General features: G+C 68.5%; 19 protein-coding genes. 12 read left to right on the top strand and 7 right to left on the bottom strand.

The genetic code is table 11. The features are described from left to right. The 7 genes from GOALK_RS22745 to pknB form a co-directional block, all read left to right on the top strand. A partial coding sequence (locus GOALK_RS22745; protein ID WP_006361200.1) for an FHA domain-containing protein occupies nt 1-387 on the top strand: 387 nt, incomplete at its 5' end. A 252-nt stretch (nt 388-639) separates the two neighbouring features. Then, nucleotides 640-1104 carry an FHA domain-containing protein FhaB/FipA gene (locus GOALK_RS22740; RefSeq protein ID WP_005200436.1) on the top strand — a complete coding sequence of 155 codons (465 nt, stop codon included), beginning with the start codon at nt 640-642 and terminating at the stop codon, nt 1102-1104. Further along, nucleotides 1101-2600, top strand: coding sequence for a PP2C family protein-serine/threonine phosphatase (locus GOALK_RS22735; protein ID WP_006361199.1), 1500 nt, complete (start codon nt 1101-1103; stop codon nt 2598-2600). The genes GOALK_RS22740 and GOALK_RS22735 overlap by 4 nt, the downstream gene beginning before the upstream one ends. Then, nucleotides 2597-4030 (top strand): FtsW/RodA/SpoVE family cell cycle protein, encoded by a 1434-nt coding sequence (locus GOALK_RS22730; RefSeq protein WP_006361198.1) that lies wholly within the window; start codon nt 2597-2599, stop codon nt 4028-4030. Before GOALK_RS22735 ends, GOALK_RS22730 begins: the two co-directional genes overlap by 4 nt. Then, nucleotides 4027-5526, top strand: coding sequence for a peptidoglycan D,D-transpeptidase FtsI family protein (locus GOALK_RS22725; RefSeq protein WP_006361197.1), 1500 nt, complete (start codon nt 4027-4029; stop codon nt 5524-5526). Before GOALK_RS22730 ends, GOALK_RS22725 begins: the two co-directional genes overlap by 4 nt. Then, nucleotides 5523-6887 carry a protein kinase domain-containing protein gene (locus GOALK_RS22720; protein ID WP_006361196.1) on the top strand — a complete coding sequence of 455 codons (1365 nt, stop codon included), beginning with the start codon at nt 5523-5525 and terminating at the stop codon, nt 6885-6887. Before GOALK_RS22725 ends, GOALK_RS22720 begins: the two co-directional genes overlap by 4 nt. Before the next feature lie 69 nt (nt 6888-6956). Further along, on the top strand, nt 6957-8906 hold the full coding sequence (pknB, locus tag GOALK_RS22715; RefSeq protein WP_006361195.1) for a Stk1 family PASTA domain-containing Ser/Thr kinase: 1950 nt from the start codon (nt 6957-6959) through the stop codon (nt 8904-8906). Nucleotides 8907-8979: 73 nt separating this feature from the next. On the opposite strand, the gene GOALK_RS22710 is transcribed toward pknB, so the two are convergent. Further along, nucleotides 8980-9639 carry an aminodeoxychorismate/anthranilate synthase component II gene (locus GOALK_RS22710; protein WP_006361194.1) on the bottom strand — a complete coding sequence of 220 codons (660 nt, stop codon included), beginning with the start codon at nt 9637-9639 and terminating at the stop codon, nt 8980-8982. Nucleotides 9640-9799: 160 nt separating this feature from the next. Between GOALK_RS22710 and crgA the strand changes: the two genes are divergently transcribed. Both crgA and GOALK_RS22700 read left to right on the top strand, forming a co-directional pair. Continuing rightward, the gene (gene crgA / locus GOALK_RS22705) at nt 9800-10090 is read left to right on the top strand and encodes a cell division protein CrgA (protein ID WP_006361193.1); all 291 of its coding nucleotides are present in this window, start codon (nt 9800-9802) and stop codon (nt 10088-10090) included. Nucleotides 10091-10207: 117 nt separating this feature from the next. Beyond that, nucleotides 10208-10714: a PH domain-containing protein gene (locus GOALK_RS22700; protein WP_006361192.1), complete on the top strand. Its 507-nt coding sequence runs from the start codon at nt 10208-10210 to the stop codon at nt 10712-10714. Nucleotides 10715-10741: 27 nt separating this feature from the next. Here GOALK_RS22700 and GOALK_RS22695 read toward each other — a convergent pair whose 3' ends face one another. After that, nucleotides 10742-11458, bottom strand: coding sequence for a rhomboid family intramembrane serine protease (locus tag GOALK_RS22695; RefSeq protein WP_006361191.1), 717 nt, complete (start codon nt 11456-11458; stop codon nt 10742-10744). Between the two features lie 215 nt (nt 11459-11673). Beyond that, the gene (locus tag GOALK_RS22690) at nt 11674-12195 is read right to left on the bottom strand and encodes a peptidylprolyl isomerase (protein ID WP_005200422.1); all 522 of its coding nucleotides are present in this window, start codon (nt 12193-12195) and stop codon (nt 11674-11676) included. 124 nt (nt 12196-12319) lie between these two features. On the opposite strand from GOALK_RS22690, the gene GOALK_RS22685 reads away from it, so the two are divergent. The 3 genes from GOALK_RS22685 to GOALK_RS22675 all read left to right on the top strand — a co-directional run bounded on the left by GOALK_RS22685 (nt 12320) and on the right by GOALK_RS22675 (nt 19463). Next, on the top strand, nt 12320-12499 hold the full coding sequence (locus GOALK_RS22685; RefSeq protein ID WP_035754030.1) for a hypothetical protein: 180 nt from the start codon (nt 12320-12322) through the stop codon (nt 12497-12499). Between the two features lie 56 nt (nt 12500-12555). After that, nucleotides 12556-13671 (top strand): DUF4190 domain-containing protein, encoded by a 1116-nt coding sequence (locus GOALK_RS24450; RefSeq protein ID WP_232283209.1) that lies wholly within the window; start codon nt 12556-12558, stop codon nt 13669-13671. A gap of 305 nt (nt 13672-13976) precedes the next feature. Beyond that, on the top strand, nt 13977-19463 hold the full coding sequence (locus tag GOALK_RS22675) for an ATP-binding protein (protein WP_006361187.1): 5487 nt from the start codon (nt 13977-13979) through the stop codon (nt 19461-19463). 67 nt (nt 19464-19530) lie between these two features. On the opposite strand, the gene rpsR is transcribed toward GOALK_RS22675, so the two are convergent. The 4 genes from rpsR to rpmB are packed head-to-tail and all read right to left on the bottom strand — an operon-like array spanning nt 19531 to nt 20513. Continuing rightward, a complete protein-coding gene (gene rpsR, locus GOALK_RS22670; RefSeq protein WP_006361186.1) occupies nt 19531-19785 on the bottom strand; it encodes a 30S ribosomal protein S18 in 255 nt (84 codons plus the stop codon). A gap of 22 nt (nt 19786-19807) precedes the next feature. Next, entirely contained in the window at nt 19808-20113 is a 306-nt protein-coding gene (rpsN, locus tag GOALK_RS22665; protein ID WP_005200415.1) for a 30S ribosomal protein S14, read from the bottom strand. Next, nucleotides 20113-20277, bottom strand: coding sequence for a 50S ribosomal protein L33 (gene rpmG / locus GOALK_RS22660; protein WP_005200413.1), 165 nt, complete (start codon nt 20275-20277; stop codon nt 20113-20115). The genes rpsN and rpmG overlap by 1 nt, the downstream gene beginning before the upstream one ends. Then, entirely contained in the window at nt 20277-20513 is a 237-nt protein-coding gene (gene rpmB / locus GOALK_RS22655) for a 50S ribosomal protein L28 (RefSeq protein WP_035753882.1), read from the bottom strand. Before rpmB ends, rpmG begins: the two co-directional genes overlap by 1 nt. Between the last annotated feature and the right edge of the window lie 31 nt (nt 20514-20544).

The raw sequence follows: 20544 nt of genomic DNA, 5'->3' as shown, positions 1-20544 counted from the left end.
CAGGGCTACGGCCAGCAGCCCCCGGCCGCCTACGACTACCAGGGTGGCTACGACCAGGGCCAGGCTTACGGTGCGGGACGTCCCGCCGCCGGCTACGCGCCGGCGTCGATCACCCTCCTCCTCGAGGACGGCAGCAACCGCACCTTCCAGCTACACGAGGGTTCCAACGTGATCGGCCGCGGCCAGGACGCGCAGTTCCGCCTGCCCGACACCGGTGTCTCGCGTCGCCATGTGGAGATCCGCTGGGACGGCACCACCGCGATGCTCACCGACCTCAACTCGACCAACGGCACCACCGTCAACGACCTGCAGGTCAACACCTGGGAACTGGCCGACGGCGACCGCATCCGCGTGGGACATTCCGACATCACCGTCCGGTTCCAGTAGTCCCGGAGAACGCCGTTCAGCGCCCGCCGAACACGGGCGGCGGTGGTCGCTGATCGAAGTGATCCGGGCGACTCCGCGGGGGCGGTTGATACTGAACTGTCATATGTGAATGAACGGGTTCCGCTCAACTGCCCATAAGATGCACACGGGGTCCGCCGGTTGCCATCGGCAGTCGAGATCGACACCCGCCCGGTACGGCTTACCGAGTACGACCGATCCGAGATGCGACGGCGCTGGAGGTGAACGCAAGACATGCAGGGCTTGGTGCTGCAACTGACCCGTATCGGGTTCCTGCTGTTGTTGTGGTTGTTCGTCTTTGCTGTGATCCGGACTCTTCGTGCCGACATCGCCTCGGCCGGCGGCATGCGCATCCCGCGTTACTCGGGAGGCGCGGAGAAGCGTCGACGCAGTGGCGGGGTCCGAGGCGCGGCGCGCTATCTGGTCGTCACGCACGGCGCGCTGGCCAACACCCGGATCAGCCTCGGCCAGCAGCCGGTACTGCTCGGTCGCGCCGACGACTCGACCCTGGTCCTCACCGACGACTACGCCTCGGAACGTCACGCGCGACTCTCCAGACGCGGTGACGACTGGTACGTGGAAGACCTCGGCTCCACCAACGGCACCTATCTCGACCGGTCCAAGGTGACGACCGCCGTCAAGGTCCCGCTGAACACGCCGATCCGCATCGGCAAGACCGTGATCGAGTTGCGCCCGTGACACTCGTGTTGCGCTACATCGCGCGCAGCGACCGCGGTCTCGTCCGGTCCAACAACGAGGACTCCTTCTACGCCGGCCCGCGCCTGCTCGCGCTCGCCGACGGCATGGGCGGACACGCGGCCGGTGAGGTCGCGAGTCAACTCGTCATCCGCGCCCTGTCCGAACTCGACGAGGACGAGCCCGGCGGAGACCTGCTGAGCCATCTCAGTCGTGCCACCCGTGCGGGCAACGAGGCCATCGCCGCACAGGTCCACGAGGCCCCCGACCTCGACGGCATGGGCACCACGCTCACCGCCATCCTCTTCGCCGGCAGCCGAATCGGACTGTGCCACATCGGCGATTCACGCGGCTACATGTTCCGCGACGGCGCCCTCACCCAGATCACCCGCGACGACACCTTCGTTCAGACCCTCGTCGACGAGGGCCGGATCACCGCCGAACAGGCGCACACGCATCCGCAACGGTCGTTGATCATGCGTGCCCTGACCGGCTCCGAGGTCGAACCGACACTCACGATGCGCGAGGCACGTGCCGGAGACCGGTACATGCTCTGCAGCGACGGCTTGTCCGACGTCGTGAGCGAGGAGACCCTCGCCGAGACCCTCGGATCCATCGCCGATCCGAAGGAGTGCGCCGACCGACTCATCGAACTCGCGCTGCGCGGCGGCGGCCCGGACAACGTGACCGTCGTCCTCGCCGACGTCGTCGACACCGAGTACGGCGACTCCCGCCCGATCGTCGGCGGTGCCGCCGGGGGCAACGAGGAGTCCTACACCCCCGACCCGGCCACCGCGGCCGGACGCGCCGCCGCGCTGCGTCCGCCGCCCGCCGAGCCGCAGCGCCCCACCGTGCTGACCGAGGCGGAGGAACCGCCGAAGCACAAGAGCACGTGGCGCCGGTGGCTGGCCGTCGGTGTCGCCCTCGCGGTCATCGCGGCACTGGTCGCCGGATTCTTCGTGACGCGGTCCATCGTGCAGAGCAACTACTACGTGGCCGCCGACTCCGACGGCGACGTCGTGATCCACCAGGGTTCACCGGCCGACGTCCTCTTCGTGTCGATGAGCAAGCCCGTCACGCGCGTGTGCGTCGAGGATCTCGACCAGGAGAAGCCGACCTACACCTTCATCCCTTATGACGACACCTGCGAGATCCCGCTCAACGTCGACGATCTGGTGTCCGGACCGGCCCAGTCGGTGAAGAACGTGATGATCCGTGACCGCAGCGCCGAGGAGATCGAGGGCGTGGTGACCAAGGAGCTCACCTTCCGCTGCGACAACGCTCCCTCGGCGACTCCCCCACCGCCCCCGTCCTCGGCGACTCCCCCGCCCCCTGCGTCGAGCGCGCCGCCCGCTCCGCGCGCCACTGCTGCACCGTCCGGCATCCCGCAGCGAGGCGCCACCGAGTCGGTGGCCCCGCCCGCCCCGGACGCCGCACCCGCCGAGAAGCCCGCACCTCCAGAGGACGCCGGTACCAGCTGCCGGCAGCAGGTGAGATGACTCAAGCCGCGCCCGCCCCGCACGCCCCGCCTCGCGAGCCCGCGACGAGCACCGGCCGGAACGCCGAGCTGCTCCTGCTGGTGTTCGCCATCGGCCTGGTGACGGTCGCCCTGCTCATCGTCCAGGCCGCCCAGGGCCAGAACCTGACGTGGGACATCTTCAAGTACGTCGCCGCGTACACGGCGCTGTTCGGGATCGCCCACCTCGTCGTCCGACGCTATGCGCCGCACGCCGACCCAATCCTGCTGCCGGTCGTCGCCGTGCTCAACGGGCTGGGTCTGGTGCTGATCCACCGCCTCGACCTCGGGTCGGGCAACACCGGCGAGTCGATCAACCCCACCCAGGCGACGAACAACGCCGATCAGCAGCTGCTGTGGGCCGGCCTGGGCATCATCGCGTTCTCCGCGGTGCTGATCCTCATCCGCGATCACCGCACGCTGTCGCGGTACGCCTACACCCTCGGCCTCGGTGGACTGGTCTTCCTGATCATCCCGGCGATCCTGCCCAGCGCGTTCTCGGAGATCAACGGCTCCAAGAACTGGATCATCACGCCGTTCTTCTCGATCCAGCCGAGCGAGTTCTCGAAGATCCTGATCATCATCTTCGCCGCGGCGGTCCTGGTGTCGAAGCGCGATCTGTTCATCACCGCGGGCCCGCATGTCCTCGGCGTCGATCTCCCGCGCGCCCGTGACCTCGGTCCGCTGCTCGCCGCATGGGCGATCGCGATCGCGGTGATGGTCGTCCAGAAGGACCTCGGCACGTCGTTGCTGATCTTCGCGACGATCCTGACGATGCTCTACGTCGCCACCTCGCGGGTGGAATGGCTGGTGCTCGGCATCGGGCTGTTCGCAATCGGTGCGGTCGTCGCGTGGTCGATCTTCTCCCACCTGCAGACCCGTGTCTCGGTGTGGCTCAACCCCTTCGAGGACTTCGACGGCTCCGGCTACCAGATCGGTCAGAGTCTGTTCGGCCTGGCCACGGGCGGTCTGTTCGGCACCGGCCTCGGATCCGGACGACCCAACATCGTGCCGTTCGCCAACACCGACTTCATCATCTCGACCATCGGCGAGGAGCTCGGCCTCGCCGGCCTGACCGCGATCCTGCTGCTGTACATGGTGTTCATCCACCGCGGCCTGCGCACCGGCATCGCCGTGCGCGACAGCTTCGGCAAGCTCCTCGCGACGGGCCTGGCGTTCACCATCGCGATGCAGGTCTTCGTCGTCGTCGGCGGTGTCACCAAGCTGATCCCGCTGACCGGTCTGACGACGCCGTTCCTGTCGTACGGCGGCTCGTCGCTCCTGGCGAACTACATCCTCGTCGCGCTGCTGATCCGGATCTCGAACGCCGCCCGCGAACCCGATCCGGTCAAGAAGCGTCCGGCGGCCAAGCCGGTCGACGCGCTGCCCACCCAGGTGGTGAAGCGCAAATGAACAAGCCGATCCGCAATGTGTCGCTCGCGGTGATCGTGATGATCGTCGCGCTGCTGGCCAACGCCACCTACGTGCAGGTGTTCAAGGCCGATGCCCTGAAGACCGACCCGCGCAACAACCGGGTCCTGCTCGACGAGTACTCGCGCCAGCGTGGCCTGATCACGACCGCCGACGGCACCGTGATCGCGCTGTCGGTGCCCATCGACAGCCGGCTGAAGTTCCTGCGTCAGTACCCGCGGGAGGGTGCCGAGGCCTTCGCGGCGGTCACCGGTTACTACTCGTTCCAGTACCTCGCGAACCAGATCGAGCACTACGAGAACTCGATCCTCAACGGCTCCGACGACCGGCTGTTCGGTCAGCGGTTCATGGACATGTTCTCCGGCCGCGACCCGCGGGGCGGCAACGTCGTCACCACGATCAACCCGAAGGTGCAGCAGGCCGCTTACCGCGCCATGCTCAACGGGCCGTGCGACGGGCCGTGCCGCGGCGCGGTGGTGGCGCTGCAGCCCAACACCGGCAAGATCCTGGCGATGGTCTCGACTCCGAGCTACGACCCCAACAAGCTGGCCAGCCACGACCAAGATGTCCGCGAGAGCAGCTGGGAGGCGTGGAACCGTCCCGGCGACACCGCGCAGCCGATGCTCAACCGCGCGATCAGCCAGCTGTACCCGCCGGGATCGACCTTCAAGGTCGTCACCTCGGCGGCCGCCCTGCGCGACAACATCACCCCGGGCATCCGTCTCACCGCGGCGCCGAGCTTCCCGCTGCCGGGCACCAACGTGTCGCTGCCGAACTACGGCGGCGAGACCTGCCCCGGATCGTCGGGCGGGACCGTGTCGCTGGAGACGGCGTTCAAGTACTCGTGCAACACCGCGTTCGCCGAGCTGGTGACCGAGAAGATGTCGGACGCGATACCCAAGTTCACCGAGACCGCGAGCCTGTTCGGTCTCGACCAGCCCGGCCCGGACATCCCGATGCCGGTCGTCGACTCGACCGTGGGTCCGATCCCGTCGCTCGATGTCCTAGCACAGGCATCCATCGGACAGCGGGACGTGCGGCTGACGCCGCTGCAGAACGCCATGATCGCGGCGACCGTCGCCAACGGAGGGGTGCGTATGCAGCCGTACCTGGTCGATAAGCTTCAATCGGCGGATCTGCGCACGTTGCAGACCACACCGCCGACGACCGCCAACAAGCCGATCACACCCGAGCAGGCGGCCGAGCTGACATCGATGATGATCGAGTCCGAGCGGTCGACCTCGGGAGCCGGCGGACCGGTGACGATCGCGTCGAAGACCGGCACCGCGGAGAGCGGTTCGAGCACCGACACCCCGTACTCCTGGTACATCGCCTTCGGCCCGTCGTCGAACGCACAGATCGCGGTGGCCGTGGTGGTGGAGAATGGACAATTCGGTGCGGATTCGGTCGGAGGGACCGTGGCTGCGCCGATCGGACGAGAAGTGATCAACTCACTGGTGGGAGGTGGCAGTCGATGACCCTGCAGAACGGCACCACCATCGGTGATCGTTACCGGCTCATCCGTCTGATCGCGACGGGCGGCATGGGCCAGGTGTGGGAAGCCCTCGACACGCGGCTGAACCGTCGTGTGGCGGTGAAGGTCCTGAAGGCCGAGTACACGAGCGACCCGGAGTTCATCGCCCGGTTCCGCGCGGAGGCCCAGACCACGGCGAAGCTCAACAACCCGGGCATCGCCAACGTCTTCGACTACGGCGAGACGCCGGACTACAACGGCGGCGACCCGCTCGCCTACCTGGTGATGGAACTGGTCGACGGCGAGCCGCTGAACTCGGTGATCTCCCGGCTCGGCCGGTTGTCGCTGACCAACACGCTCGACATGCTCGAGCAGACCGGCCGGGCGCTGCAGGCCGCGCACAGCCAGGGTCTGGTGCACCGCGACGTGAAGCCGGGCAACATCCTGATCACGCCGACCGGCCAGGTGAAGATCACCGACTTCGGCATCGCCAAGGCCGTCGACTCGGCCCCGGTCACCAAAACCGGCATGGTGATGGGCACCGCCCAGTACATCTCTCCCGAGCAGGCCACCGGTGACGAGGCGACCGCCGCGTCGGATGTGTACTCGCTCGGTGTCGTCGGCTACGAGGCCCTCACCGGCCGTCGGCCGTTCCTCGGCGACGGCGCGATCACCGTCGCGATGAAGCACATCCGCGAGTCGCCGCCGCCGCTGCCGTCCAACCTGCCGTCGGGTGTCCGCGAGCTCATCGAGATCACGATGGCCAAGGACCCGCGTCAGCGGTACGCCAACGGAGGCGAGTTCGCCGACGCGGTGGCCGCTGTCCGCGCAGGTCGCCGGCCCCCGCGCCCGGGCGCGATCGCCGGCGCCGCAGCAGGTGCTGCCGGTGCGGCGGCGCTGGGCAACACCGTCGCGACCCGCGCCACGACGGCGCCGGGAACCGCATCGCGTCCCGTGACCCCTCGTCCGACGTCCCGCACCCCGGTCGCGCCGCCGCCGGACAACAGTTGGACCACCGGACAGAAGGTTCTCGCCGGCGTGGCCGCCGCACTGCTGGTCGGTGCGATCGGCCTGATCGGTTTCTACCTGGTCAGCAGCGGTGGGAGCGATGCCACCCCGACTGCACCCTCGACCTCGTCGGCGGTCACCCGGACCACCACCGTGGTCCCGACCCAGGAACCCGACGAGACCACGACCACGCGACGTCCGACCCGCACGACCACGAGCGAGGAGACGACGACCACCAGCGAGCAGACGACGGAGACCACCGCGCCCGGTCCGCCGACGACCACCGACGATACGACGGACACCGGTGCCGCCACCGGCACCCCGTGCTTCCCCGGCGTGCCGTTCCCCCTGTGTTAGGTCACCGCGCCATGCTGATACCACCCCCGACGACCCGCTGAGCCGAGATCCCAGGCTGACCCGAGGCAGATGACGACACCACACCACCTCTCCGACCGCTACGAACTCGGCGAAACGCTGGGTTTCGGTGGCATGTCCGAGGTGCACTATGCCCGCGACCTGGTGTTGCACCGGGACGTGGCGATCAAGGTGTTGCGCGCCGACCTCGCGCGCGATCCGTCGTTCTACCTGCGCTTCCGGCGTGAGGCCCAGAACGCGGCGAAGCTGAACCACCCGACGATCGTCCAGGTCTTCGACACCGGCGAGGCCGAGACCGAGGACGGTCCGCTGCCGTTCATCGTCATGGAGTACGTCGACGGCGACACCCTGCGAGACGTGTTGCGCGCCAACGGTCCGATCGCGCCGCGGCAGGCGATGACGTGGATGGCCGATGTCGCCGCCGCGATGGACTTCTCGCACCGCAACGGCATCGTGCACCGAGACATGAAGCCGGCGAACGTGATGATCGACAAGTCCGGCGCGGTGAAGGTGATGGACTTCGGCATCGCGCGCGCGATGAGCGACTCCACGTCGACGATGACGCAGACCTCCGCCGTCATGGGCACCGCCCAGTACCTGTCGCCCGAGCAGGCCCGCGGCATCAAGGTCGACCCGCGCAGCGACATCTACTCGATGGGCTGCGTGCTGTTCGAGCTGCTCACCGGGGAGCCGCCGTTCACCGGTGATTCGCCGGTCGCGGTCGCCCACCAGCACGTGCACGAGGACCCGCCGTGGCCGTCGCATGTGCGTCCCGACATCCCGCGCGAGCTCGACTCGATCGTGCTCAAGGCGATGAGCAAGAACAAGGACAACCGGTACCAGTCGGCCGCCGATCTGCGCGCCGACCTGATCCGGGTGCTCGCCGGCGGCAAGCCGTCGGCACCGATGCTGCTCACCGACGAGGAACGCACCGAGTTCATCGACACCGGCCCCCGACGCCCCGTCCGGTCGGAAACGACCGGACCGCGGCGCGCCATCCCCGCCCGTGCCGGTGGGAGCCACCGACGCGACGCCGACTACCGGTCCGACTCCGACGACGATCCGCCGCGTCGGCGGTCCCGCCGGCTGATGGCCGGCGCGATCGCCGCGGTCGTGCTGCTGGTCGGAACGCTCTTCCTGTGGTCTCCGTGGAGTTCGGGCTCCGATCCCGACGTCAGCGTGCCCGCGGTCGCCGGACTGAGTTCCGAGGATGCGCAGTCGGCCCTCGAACGAGCCGGTTTCGAGGTGCGTGTCCTCGAGGAACCCAGCCTCGACGTCGGGCCGGGTCTCGCAACCCGCTCGACGCCCGGCGAGGGTGTGCTGGCGGCCGAGGGCTCCGAGGTCGCGCTGTACATCTCGACCGGTCCGCAACGGCACCGGATACCGTCCGACCTGGTCGGCAAGACTCCGGCCGAAGCCCTGGATGCCCTCAAGGTGCTCGGGTTCACCAACGTCAAGACCGAACGTGTGGATTCGACCGTCGACATGAAGGACAAGGTCGTGTCGACCGCGCCGAAGATCGGCACCGAGGTGCCCGTCAACGGACCGGTGGTCCTCAACGTGGGCAACGGCCCCAGGGAGATCACGGTCCGCGACGTCATCGGCATGCCGGCCGACCGCGCCCGCGCGGTCCTCGAAGAGCTCGGCATGACGGTCGACGAGGTGGCGGTCGACTCCGACCAGCGCGCAGGCGAGGTCCTCTCCACCTCTCCCGGTCCCGGTTCGACGGCCGAGCAGGGCAGCACGGTGCAGATCTCGGTGTCTCGGGGCAACCTGTTCACCGTCCCGAGCCTGCGCGGTAAGACACCCGCCGAGGCCCAGGCATCCCTGGAACAGGCCGGCTGGGAACGGTCGACGCTGACGCGTCAGACGCGGAACGTGCCGCTGAACAGTCCCGACAACGGACGGGTCGTCGGACAGGAACCGCCGGCGGGCTCGAAGGCGCGCAAGAGCGGCGCGGTCACGATCATCATCGGCCAGGCCAGCCTGCTGCCGAACTAGAGCGGCCGACGGCTCCCCGGGGTGCGAGCGAAGCGCCGCGCTCCTCGCACCTCAGACACCAGTGGATCGGCGCTCAGCCGACCGCGCCGGCCATCTCCGCTTCGAGCGCCGCGACGCGCGCCTCGTCGATCTCGATGCCGCACGTCTTGAGCCAGTTGGCGAGCATCCGGTGCCCGCCCTGGGTCAGGACGCTCTCCGGGTGGAACTGGACGCCGTGGATCGGCAGCTCGCGGTGGGCCATCGCCATGACGATGCCCGACTCGGTGCGTCCGGTGACGACGAGTTCGTCCGGGATGGTCTCGGGCAGCACCGTCAGCGAGTGGTAGCGGGTCGCGGTGAACGGATCCGGCAGGCCCGCGAGCACACCCTTGTCGTCGTGGAAGACCAGCGACGTCTTGCCGTGCAGGAGTTCCGGTGCGCGGTCGACGGTTCCGCCGAACGCGGCACCGATCGCCTGATGACCCAAGCAGACACCCAGCAGCGGGAGTGCCTCGGCGGCGGCCACCTCGACCATCGGCATCGTCGCGCCCGCGCGCTGCGGGGTTCCGGGTCCGGGGCTGAGCAGCACCCCGTCGAATCCCGAGACCGCCTCACGCAGATGTTCGGCATCGAACGGGGTGAGCCGGGGGTCGTCGTTGCGCCACACGACGGCCTCGACGCCGAGCTGACCCAGGTACTGGACCAGGTTGTAGACGAAGCTGTCGTAGTTGTCGATGACCAGGATGCGACTCACGCAGAAAAGGCTACCGCCGAAAGCGGGTACCTCGGTCAGCGACCTGGTGAGATACCGTAGAAGTCGAGTGTTTCCGAACCCGGACCGATCGTCCACACGACGTTCGGACTCCCGGGCACGCGTACGACCGCTGCTGCGGTACAGCACAACAGAGGATGTCATGCCGAAGTCAAAAGTCCGGAAGAAGACCGACTACACGATCAACGCCGCGAGTAGGACTCCGGTCAAGGTCAAGGCCGGAGCTTCCAGCACCATCTACGTGAGCGTGATGCTCGGCCTGATGCTCCTCGGGCTCGCCTGGCTCGTCGTCTACTACCTCGCCGCCACCCCGACCGCGTACGGCGCCGAGGGTCAGGTCCTCCACTGGATGGCCGAGCTCAACTCCTGGAACTTCCTCATCGGGTTCTCCCTCATGGTGGCCGGCCTGTTGATGACCATGCGGTGGCGCTGATCCGATTCACAATCATTCCCGCGTGTCACGCTCTGAGCTGCGAAAACACATGTGTGTAAGTTATCCACACTGTGGAAATAACATGTGTGTAAGTAGTCCCCACTGTGAGTAACTCCTGTGGATAACTCTGCCGACTCATCCACACACGCATGGTCGACGCCGGTCGGTGCGGGCATCGCGGGCTGCATCGGCGGCGTGATTCTGCTCGGCGGCGCGGTCGTGGTGTCCAACGACCCCGCCGGATCAGTGCTCATGGGGATCGCCGGCGTGCTGCTGGTCGCGCTGGGCGTCTACACGCTTCTGGTCCGGCCGCGGCTCGAACTCTCCGCGGGACGCCCGGCGACGCTGACCGTGCGCGGTCTGACCGGACGACGCAGCTACCCACCCGACCGCGTCGAACGCATCCGCCTGCTGTCGATGCGCCGCGTCGGGCGCCGGGTGGGACAGCTCGAGATCGACGTCCTGGACGACGACGCCGACACCTTTCGTCGGGATGACGGATCCGCGGGACCGCGCGACGACACCCGGCTGCTCGTCTTCAGCCGCTGGGATCTCGGTACCGACCTCATGTCGGTGGTCGACGCACTCCGCGCAGCGGGATTCCACGTCGACGATGACCGCTGACCGGGCCGGCTCTCGACGCCTGGCCCGTCAGCGGATGTAGGTCAGTCCGTCGTAGGTGATCCCGCCGGCGACCCCCAGGCCGAGCGCGACGACGGCCAGCGCGGCGAGCGCGATCCAGCCGACCCGGCTGGCCGCCTCCGGGGTCCGACGCCCCTCCGACAGGACCATTCCCGGGAGATAGACGATGGCGGCGGTGGCCGCGGCGCCGAAGGCGAGTCCACCGAGGTGCCCGAGGACCGAGATCCCGGGCAGCGAGAACGACAGCACAACGTTGAACCCGATGATCAACAGGACGGGCACCGGCGAGACGCGGGCCTTGAGGATGACCACCAGCATCGCGCCCATCAGGCCGTAGATGGCGCCCGAGGCGCCTGCGGTGAGGGCGCGATCGTTCTCGAAGAGCATGACGGCGGCACTGCCGCCCAACAGTGCGATCAGATAGACCGCGAGGTAGCGGGACATTCCCAGCGCGAGCTCGAGGTCGCGGCCCAGGATGTAGAGCGAGAGCATGTTGACGGCCACGTGCATCACGCTGAAGTGCAGGAAGCCGGACGTCAGCAGGCGCCAGTACTCACCGGCGGCGACATCGCTCTTGAGGAGATCTCCGGAGCTGAAGATGGTGGCGGCCCCGGGGTCGCCGAAGCTGCCCGCCTGAACGGCGCACAGCAGGAAGATCAGGATGTTGATCCCGATCAGGGTGTAGGTGACGTACGGCTTGCCCGCGGACAGGCGAGTGGTCGCCATCCGTCGCACTCCGCGGTCACCGAAGGCCGGCGTCTGTTGGAAGCCCCTCTGAACGCCACTGTCCCGAAGACATTCGAGACAGTGCTGGCCGACCGACGCCGGTCGAAGGCAGTCCGGACACGCCGGCCGCCCGCACCGGCTGCAGGACAGGCCGGTGGGGCGGTCGGGATGCCGGTAACACACCGCCCGTTGCGGGACGGTGTGTTCCGGAGAAGTCAGTTGACCTCGATCTTCTCGATGACGACGGCGTCGAGCGGACGATCCTGACGATCGGTCGACGTGGTCGCGATGGCGTCGACGACCTGCTGCGACTCGGGGTCGGTGACCTCGCCGAAGATGCTGTGGCGACGGTTGAGGTGCGGGGTCGGGCCGACGGTGATGAAGAACTGCGAACCGTTGGTGCCCGGGCCGGCGTTGGCCATGGCCAGCAGGTACGGACGGTCGAACTGCAGCTCGGGGTGGAACTCGTCACCGAACTGGTAGCCGGGGCCGCCCATGCCGGTGCCGGTCGGGTCGCCGCCCTGGATCATGAAGCCGGCGATCACACGGTGGAAGACCGAGCCGTCGTAGAACGGGCCGGAGTTGCCGCCGGATGCGTTCGGCTTGCTGTAATCCTTGCTTCCGTCGGCCAGGCCGACGAAGTTCTCGACGGTCTTGGGCGCGTGGTTCGGGAACAGGTCGACCTTGATGGCGCCGCGGTTGGTGTGGATGACTGCGGAGGTTTTCTGAGTGGTCACCCCTCCATCCAACCACTTGTGCCGTTTTCGATGGTCAAGACGTGGCTCTCGACCGCACATGCGCGCGCAGGGTCACATCGCCGGAGGTGGCATCGGCGGGCGCCGGGCTGGCACTCTGGTCGACATGCCGAAGAACTACCTCGTCGCCGCGTTGGCTGTGCTCGCAGCGGCGCTCACCGCCGGTGTCGGCGCTGTCATCCTGCGTCGTGCACGCCAGGATCCGCCGCCGGTCTCGCCGACCGTTCCCCGCGTCGAAGAGGTCCGTGAGGCCCTCGCGGAGAGCACAGAATCACAGGCCTCGTGACGACACCGCCGACGGTCGATCCGGGCGCCGGCGGCATCCACAGGTAATTTGAACACGTGACCTCAGACGACGAGCGCTCTCCGAACACGCCCACTTCCCTCGGTGGCGCGTCCGAGCGGGCACGCGAGCTGTGGTCGATGTCCGACGACGCGAAGCCCCGCGACCCCGAACCCGCCCGGCCCGGTCCGACCGGCCCCGGTTCTTCGGGCCCGGCTCCCACCGGTGGATCCCACGGCACCGCGCCCTGGGAGCGCGTACCGAGTGCGCCGATCAGCGCTCCCTCCCCGCCCCGCGGACGCGACCTGCCCGATCCGGGACGACCCGGCCCTCGCGGGCCCTTGCCGCCCGCGCCCGGTGGTCCGGCAGGCCCGGCATCGTCTCAGCGACCCGGTCCCCCGCCCGGCGGTCCCCGTCCGCCCGGTCCGGGCGGCCCCGGTCAGCCCGCCGGCCCCCGTCCGCAGCCTCTCCCGCGCCCGGCCGGCGCCTACACGACCGGCCCACGTCCGCGACCGGTTCCCGGCAGTTCGCCGGGCAACCCCGGACCGATGAATCCCGCCGGTCGCCCCCCGGCCGGACACCGCCCACCGCCGGGTACCAATCCTGTTGCGTCACAAGGGAATCTGCCACAGGGCAATCCGACGCAGAGGACCGGCGTTCCGGGACCCGACGCCCTCGGTGCCCGTCCGGGACCGGCACCGTCGCGGCCGGAACCTCCCCGGTCACGCCCTGCTGCGCTCGACGACGAGACCCGACGTTCCGACGCGGCCGACGCCACCATGTTCGTCAAGCCGCCGGCCGCTTCGGCAGCCCCCGCCAAGCAACACGACGACGAGACGCCCGGCTCCGACGACCACACGGTCTTCACACCCGTGTCCCAGGCCTACTCTGCAGACAACAACTCAGCATTCGAGGACGATCCGGAGGACAACGTGGCTCCCCAGTCCGGCCTACGCCTCAATCGCCTGGCCGTGTGGGCCCTGATCCTCTCGGGGCTCGGCATCACGTTCCCCATCGGACTCGTGCTCGGCTACCGCGCCCGTGGCCAGATCAGACGCACCCGGGGACAGTCCGGTCTGCCGTTCGCCGACGTCGCGATCTGGCTGGGCTGGGCCTACCTCGGCGTGTTGGTGTTCGGCCTGCTGATCTACAGCTGGATTCTCTTCGCCGCCTGACCCGCACCCGGCCGGTGCCGCAACCTTCATGACCCCGGTCACAGTCGGTACGGCACGAATTCGCCGATCGGAGATCGCAGATCGGCACCGAATCGCAATCTGTTTCGGTAGGAAGATCGGATAGCCGAAAAGGGTCTCCACCCAGCACGTTCCCGGTCCAGGTGAGCCGCTGGGTCGCGACGACCCGATGCCGACGCGCGTGAACGTACTCGCGCGTAATGGCTTCGGTCCGCAACTATCGATCTGTTGAACCACCTCGCGTGTGCCGAACACATCCTCGGCACGACGAACCGAAGGAGTCGGTGATGTTCTCCCGAATCGCCATCGTCAACCGTGGCGAGGCCGCAATGCGCCTCATCCATGCCGTCCGTGGCCTGTCCGCCGAGACGGGGCAGCCGATCGAGGTCATTGCCCTGCACACCGATGTCGATGCCGCCGCCACGTTCGTGCGCGAGGCCGACATCGCGTACGACCTCGGTCCGGCGGCGTCGCGCCCGTACCTGAACATGAAGGTGCTCGAGCGCGCCCTCCTCGAGACCGGCGCCGACGCGGCGTGGGTCGGCTGGGGCTTCGTCGCCGAGGACCCGGTCTTCGCCGAACTCTGCGAGCGGATCGGCGTCACCTTCGTCGGCCCGTCGCCCGACGCGATGCGCAAGCTCGGCGACAAGATCGGCGCCAAGCTGATCGCCGAGGAGGTCGGCGTGCCGGTCGCTCCGTGGAGCCGCGGTGCCGTCGACACCATCGACGACGCGCTCGCCGCAGCCGCCGACATCAGCTACCCGCTGATGCTGAAGGCCACCGCCGGTGGTGGCGGACGCGGTATTCGCGTGGTCAACAACGACGAGGAACTGCGCGACGCCTACGAGCGCACCCGTGACGAGGCCGCCCGGGCCTTCGGCAGCGGCGTCGTCTTCCTGGAGCGCCTGGTCACCGGTGCGCGCCACGTCGAGGTGCAGGTCATCGCCGACGGTCAGGGCACCGCATGGGCGCTCGGCGTCCGCGACTGCTCGGTCCAGCGTCGTAACCAGAAGGTCGTCGAGGAGTCGGCGTCGCCCGTTCTCGGTGAGGAGCAGGTCGCCGAGCTGAAGGCTTCCGCCGAGCGCCTCGCCGTCGCCGTCGGTTACCGCGGTGCCGCCACGGTCGAGTTCCTCTACCACCCGGGCGAGAAGCTCTTCGCGTTCCTCGAGGTCAACACCCGCCTCCAGGTCGAGCACCCGATCACCGAGATCACCAACGGCTTCGACCTCGTGCGTGCCCAGCTGCACGTCGCCTCGGGCGGCAAGCTCGAGGGCGAGCCGCCGACCGAGCGCGGCCACGCCATCGAGGCCCGTCTCAACGCCGAGGATCCCGACCGCGACTTCGCTCCGGCGCCGGGACGCATCAACCTCCTCGAACTACCGGCCGGCCCTGGTATCCGCGTCGACACCGGCGTCAGCGAGGGCGACACCATCCCCGCCGACTTCGACTCGATGATCGCCAAGATCATCGCCTACGGCCGCGACCGCGACGAGGCACTCGGACGCCTCCGCCGCGCTGTGCGCGAGACGCGCGTGATCATCGCCGGCGGCTCGACCAACAAGTCCTTCGTGCTCGAGTTGCTCGACCAGCCCGAGGTCATCGACGGCAGCGCCGACACCGGCTGGATCGACCGGGTCCGTGCCGAGGGCGGCCTGGTCGCCAACCAGCATTCGGCGATCGCGCTCACCGCGGCGGCCATCGACGCCTACGAGGAAGAGGAGAAGGTCGAGCAGCAGCGCCTGATGTCGACCGCCTCGGGCGGCCGCCCGCAGGTCCAGCACGAGAGCGGCCGTCCCCTCGACCTGAAGCTGCGCGGCGCCAATTACCGCGTCCGCGTCGCCCGCATCGGCGCACACCGCTTCCGTGTGAGCATCGAGGCCGGCACCGAGACCCGCACCGCCGACGTCGAGCTCGAGCGCTTCGACGAACATGCCGCCCAGCTGGTGGTCAACCGTGAACGGTTCCGTCTCGTCACCGACACCCACGGACCCGTCCACCTCGTTGACGTCGACGGCATCACCCACCGCGTCAGCCGGGACGAGGGCGGCGTCGTCCGCTCGCCGGCACCCGCACTCGTGGTCGCCACTCCGCTGCAGGTCGGCGACGAGGTCGAGGCGGGCGCACCCGTGCTGGTCCTCGAATCGATGAAGATGGAGACCGTGCTGCGCGCACCGGTCCGCTCACGGCTCAAGGAGAGCCTGGTGTCGGTCGGCACCCAGGTCGAGACCGGCGCGACGCTGCTGCGTCTCGAGCCGCTGACCGAGGACGACGGCGACGAGGCCCCGGAGGAGGTCGCGGGCGTCGATCTCGACCTGCCCACCGAACCCGAGGTCGAGGCGCACGAGCGCACCACCCGCACCCAGGAGGACCTGCGTGCGCAGCTCCTCGGCTTCGACGTCGACTCGAACGAGGCCACCCGTCTGCTCGACGACTACCTCGCCGTGCGCCGTGCCGTGATGGCCAGCGGTCGCCGGCCTCTCGCCGACGAGCTCGAACTCATCACCGTGTTCGCCGACCTCGCCGAGCTGAGCCAGAACCGCCCGTCGAGCGACGAGCTCGGCGTCGAGCACGTGCACAGTGCCCGCGAGAACTTCCACACCTACCTGCAGAGCCTCGACGTGGAGCGCGACGGGCTCCCCGCCGCTTTCCACGACCAGCTCAGCCGGGCGCTGCGTCACTACGGCGTCACCGAGCTCGACCGGACCCCGGAGCTGGAAGCCGCGGTCTTCCGCATCTTCCTGGCCCTGCAGAACCCGGCCGGATCGGTCACCGTCATCACCACCCTGCTGCGGGAATGGCTGCAGGAGCCGACGCCGCGCGACGAACTGCGCGACGACGTGGGCCCCGCCCTCGACCGACTGATCGCCGCCACCCAGATGCGCTACCCGGCCATCGCCGACCTCGCCCGCGGTGTCGTCTACGCCTGGTATGGCCAGCCGCTGCTGCTCCGCGACCGTGCCCGCGTCTACAGCAACGTCCGCAAGCAGCTGCGCTACCTCGACGAGAACCCGAACGCCGCGGACCGCGACGAGCGAGTCGACAACATGGTGCGCAGCACCGAGCCACTCGTCCGCCTCCTCGGTCAGCGCATCGAACGCGGCACCACCGACAACCAGGTGATGCTCGAGGTCCTGACCCGTCGCTACTACGGCAACAAGGGTCTCTCCGACATCCGCAACCACGAGGCCGGTGGCACCACCTTCGTCGTCGCCGACCGTGACAGCGGCAGTCTGATGTCCGCGGCCGTCGGTTTCGCGGGCCTGCCGGCAGCGCTGAACGGTCTCGGCGAACTCGCCCGTGGCGCCGCCGCGGTCGACGCCGACATCTACCTCAGCTGGGAGCAGCAGCCGAGCGGCTTCGACGCCCTCGCCGAGACCCTGCACGAGACCATCTCGAACGCCGCACTCCCACCGCAGGTCCACCGGGTCACCATCACGGTGGCCGGCCGCGGCGACGCGCGAATGCATCATCACGTCACCTTCCGTCAGTCCGCGACCGGCATGGCGGAGGAACGCCTCATCCGCGGTCTGCACCCGCACATCGCGCAGCGGATGCGGATGGAGCGGCTGCGGAAGTTCGACCTCACCCGACTCCCGTCGGCCGACGACGAAGAGGTGTACCTCTTCCGTTGTGTCGCACGGGAAAACCCGTCCGACGAGCGACTCATCGCCTTCGCCCAGGTCCGCGACCTCACCGCGGTCCGAGAGCCCGGCGGACGTCTGCTGACGCTTCCCACCGCCGAGGCGACACTCGCCTCGTGTGCCGACTCGATCCGCCGCGCCCAGCGCGGGGCGGCCCGGCCGTCGAGCACCAACCGGATCGTCCTCTACGTCTGGCCGCCGATCGACGACGACGCGTCGATCCTCGACACGATCGCCGATCACATCAGCGGAGTCACACGCGGAATCGGCCTGGAAGAGGTCCAGGTGATCGCCCGTCGCCGCAATCCCGACTCCGGCGAGCTGACCAAGGTCTCGGTGCACTTCTCGCTCACCGCGACCGGCGAGTTCGAGGTGAAGGTCACCGCACCGACCGACGCGCCCATCGAGCCCGTCGACGAGTACCGCCAGAAGGTCAAGCGCGCCGCGGCACGCAACACCGTCTACCCGTACGAGCTGGCCGAGATCCTCGGTGACTTCACCGAATACGACCTCGACGCCGAGCATCGCCTGGTCCCGGTCGACCGGCCCAAGGGTCGTAACACGGCGGCGATGGTCGCCGGTGTCGTGACCACTCCGACCGAGAAGTTCCCGGAGGGCGTCACCCGCGTGGTCCTGCTCGGTGATCCGACGAAATCGCTTGGCGCACTGTCGGAACCGGAGTGCAGCCGCGTCATCGCCGCGCTCGATCTCGCCGAGCAGATGCAGGTGCCGCTCGAGTGGTACGCACTGTCCTCGGGTGCCCGGATCTCGATGGACTCCGGTACCGAGAACATGGACTGGGTCGCCCGCGCACTGAAGCGCGTCGTCGAGTACACCCAGGACGGCGGCGAGATCAACATCGTCGTGGCGGGTATCAACGTCGGTGCGCAGCCGTATTGGAACGCCGAGGCAACGATGCTCATGCACACCAAGGGCATCCTGGTGATGACCCCCGATTCGGCGATGGTCCTCACCGGCAAGCAGTCGCTGGACTTCTCCGGCGGCGTCTCGGCCGAGGACAACTTCGGCATCGGCGGCTTCGACCGTGTCATGGGCCCGAACGGCCAGGCACAGTATTGGGCGCCGAATCTCGGTGCGGCCCGCGACGTCCTGATGTCCCACTACGAGCACACGTACGTGCTGCCGGGCGAGGGCACCCCGCGCCGGGCGGACACGGCCGATCCGTCGGACCGCGACGTCTCGGACTACCCGCACGTCCTCGCGGGCAGCGACTTCACCACGGTGGGTCAGATCTTCTCGCGCGAGCACAACCCGGATCGCAAGAAGCCCTTCGACATCCGCACCGTCATACGCGCCGTCGCCGACCAGGACCACGTCGTCCTGGAACGCTGGGCGGGCATGGCCGACGCCGAGACGGCCGTCGTGTGCGACGTCCACCTGGGCGGCATCCCGGTGTGCATGCTGGGCATCGAGTCGCGTGAGGTCGCGCGTCGTGGCTACAAGCCGACCGACGGTCCGGACACCTATACCGCGGGCACGCTGTTCCCGCAGTCGTCGAAGAAGGCCGCCCGGGCGATCAACGTGGCCAGCGGGAATCGTCCGCTCGTCGTGCTCGCGAACCTGTCCGGCTTCGACGGTTCGCCGGAGTCGATGCGCAAGCTGCAGCTCGAGTACGGCGCCGAGATCGGTCGCGCGATCGTCAACTTCCGCGGCCCGATCGTGTTCTGCGTGATCTCGCGCTACCACGGCGGTGCGTTCGTGGTGTTCTCGAAGGCTCTGAACCCGAACATGACCGTGCTGGCCATCGACGGTTCGTTCGCCTCCGTGCTCGGTGGCGCGCCCGCCGCCGCAGTGGTGTTCGCCGGTGAGGTCGCCAAGCGCGTCGCCGCCGATCCGCGCGTCCGCGAGCTGGAGACGAGCGTCGCCGAGTCCTTCGGCACCGATCGCTCGAGCCTGAACGCCGAGCTCGCCGACATCCGGCAGTCGGTCCGTGCGGAGAAGATCAGCGAGATCGCCGCCGAGTTCGACAAGGTGCACAGCATCCAGCGCGCCGTCGAGGTCGGTTCGGTCGACGCCGTCATCCGCGCCGAGGAGCTGCGCCCGCGGATCATCGGTGCGATCGAGAACTCCCCGGCCTGGGGCAAGAAGGACTCGCACGCCGTGAGTTCTTGACACACAACGCAATTCGCCGCCCCCGGTTCGAATCCGAACCGGGGGCGGCGTTGTGCTGTGTCGGCACCTAGCGTGAGTTGTACGGCAGTAACGCCATCTCCCGGGCGTTGCGGATCGCGGTGGCGACCTGGCGCTGTTGCTGTGGTGTGAGGCCGGTCAGCCGTCGACTCCGGATCCGTCCCTTGTCACTGAGGAACTGTCGGAGAAGTTGAACGTCTTTGTAGTCCACCGGGTTCCGGCCGTCGGTCCGGATGCCGAGCGCGGACAGCTGATTCTTCTTGCGGGCCGGACGTTCGTCGTCGCGGCGTGGTCTGCGTTTCATGAACGCCTCCTGTTCGGGTCTTTCACCAGCTGGATTTGTGGATGCCGGGCAGCTCACCGCGATGCGCGAGTTCGCGGAACCGCACCCGCGACAACCCGGCCTTGCCGATGTAGCCGCGGGGCCGGCCGTCGATGGCGTCCCGGTTGCGCAGGCGCGTCGGGCTGGCGTCGCGTGGCAGGGCGTGCAGGCGACGCTGGGCCTCCGCCCGTTCGGCGCCGGTGGAGTCGGGTGCGACGATGGTCCGCTTGAGTTCCGCGCGGAGGTCGGCGTATCGGGCCACCACCTCGCGACGCTGTTCGTTGCGGACGATCTTGGACTTCTTCGCCATCAGCGGTCCTCCTTGAAGTCGACGTGGGCGCGGATGACCGGGTCGTACTTGCGGAGCACCATGCGATCCGGATCGTTGCGGCGGTTCTTCCGGGTGACGTAGGTGTAACCGGTGCCGGCCGTGGACCGGAGCTTGACGATGGGTCGGATCTCATTGCGCGCCATCAGATCTTCTCCCCTCGTGCACGCATGGTGCGCAGCACGGATTCGATCCCGTACCGGTCGATGGTCGAGATCCCCTTCGCACTGACCCGAAGGGTGATGTACCGCCCCTCGCTGGGTACGAAGTACCGCTTGCGCTGGATGTTCGGGTCCCAGCGACGAGACGTGCGTCGATGGGAATGCGAGACCTGCTTACCGAAGCCCGGTTCGCGCCCGGTGACTTGGCATCGTCGTGACATGCCGTCCTCCTTATTGACAATGATTGGCATT

Origin of the sequence: Gordonia alkanivorans NBRC 16433 (assembly GCF_000225505.1) — a bacterium.
Lineage (GTDB): Bacteria > Actinomycetota > Actinomycetes > Mycobacteriales > Mycobacteriaceae > Gordonia > Gordonia alkanivorans.
Note: the sequence above shows the minus strand (reverse complement) of the source record. Positions and strands in the feature narration are given on the sequence as shown.

Bases quoted from the DNA above. Each gene is read 5' to 3' on its own strand.
- GOALK_RS22740 (WP_005200436.1), top strand. From the start codon at position 640: ATGCAGGGCTTGGTGCTGCAACTGACCCGTATCGGGTTCCTGCTGTTG.
- crgA (WP_006361193.1), top strand. From the start codon at position 9,800: ATGCCGAAGTCAAAAGTCCGGAAGAAGACCGACTACACGATCAACGCC.
- GOALK_RS22695 (WP_006361191.1), bottom strand. From the start codon at position 11,458: ATGGCGACCACTCGCCTGTCCGCGGGCAAGCCGTACGTCACCTACACC.
- GOALK_RS22675 (WP_006361187.1), top strand. From the start codon at position 13,977: ATGTTCTCCCGAATCGCCATCGTCAACCGTGGCGAGGCCGCAATGCGC.
- rpmB (WP_035753882.1), bottom strand. From the start codon at position 20,513: ATGTCACGACGATGCCAAGTCACCGGGCGCGAACCGGGCTTCGGTAAG.
- GOALK_RS22685 (WP_035754030.1), top strand. From the start codon at position 12,320: ATGCCGAAGAACTACCTCGTCGCCGCGTTGGCTGTGCTCGCAGCGGCG.
- rpmG (WP_005200413.1), bottom strand. From the start codon at position 20,277: ATGGCGCGCAATGAGATCCGACCCATCGTCAAGCTCCGGTCCACGGCC.
- rpsN (WP_005200415.1), bottom strand. From the start codon at position 20,113: ATGGCGAAGAAGTCCAAGATCGTCCGCAACGAACAGCGTCGCGAGGTG.
- pknB (WP_006361195.1), top strand. From the start codon at position 6,957: ATGACGACACCACACCACCTCTCCGACCGCTACGAACTCGGCGAAACG.
- GOALK_RS22720 (WP_006361196.1), top strand. From the start codon at position 5,523: ATGACCCTGCAGAACGGCACCACCATCGGTGATCGTTACCGGCTCATC.
- GOALK_RS22725 (WP_006361197.1), top strand. From the start codon at position 4,027: ATGAACAAGCCGATCCGCAATGTGTCGCTCGCGGTGATCGTGATGATC.
- rpsR (WP_006361186.1), bottom strand. From the start codon at position 19,785: ATGAAACGCAGACCACGCCGCGACGACGAACGTCCGGCCCGCAAGAAG.
- GOALK_RS22730 (WP_006361198.1), top strand. From the start codon at position 2,597: ATGACTCAAGCCGCGCCCGCCCCGCACGCCCCGCCTCGCGAGCCCGCG.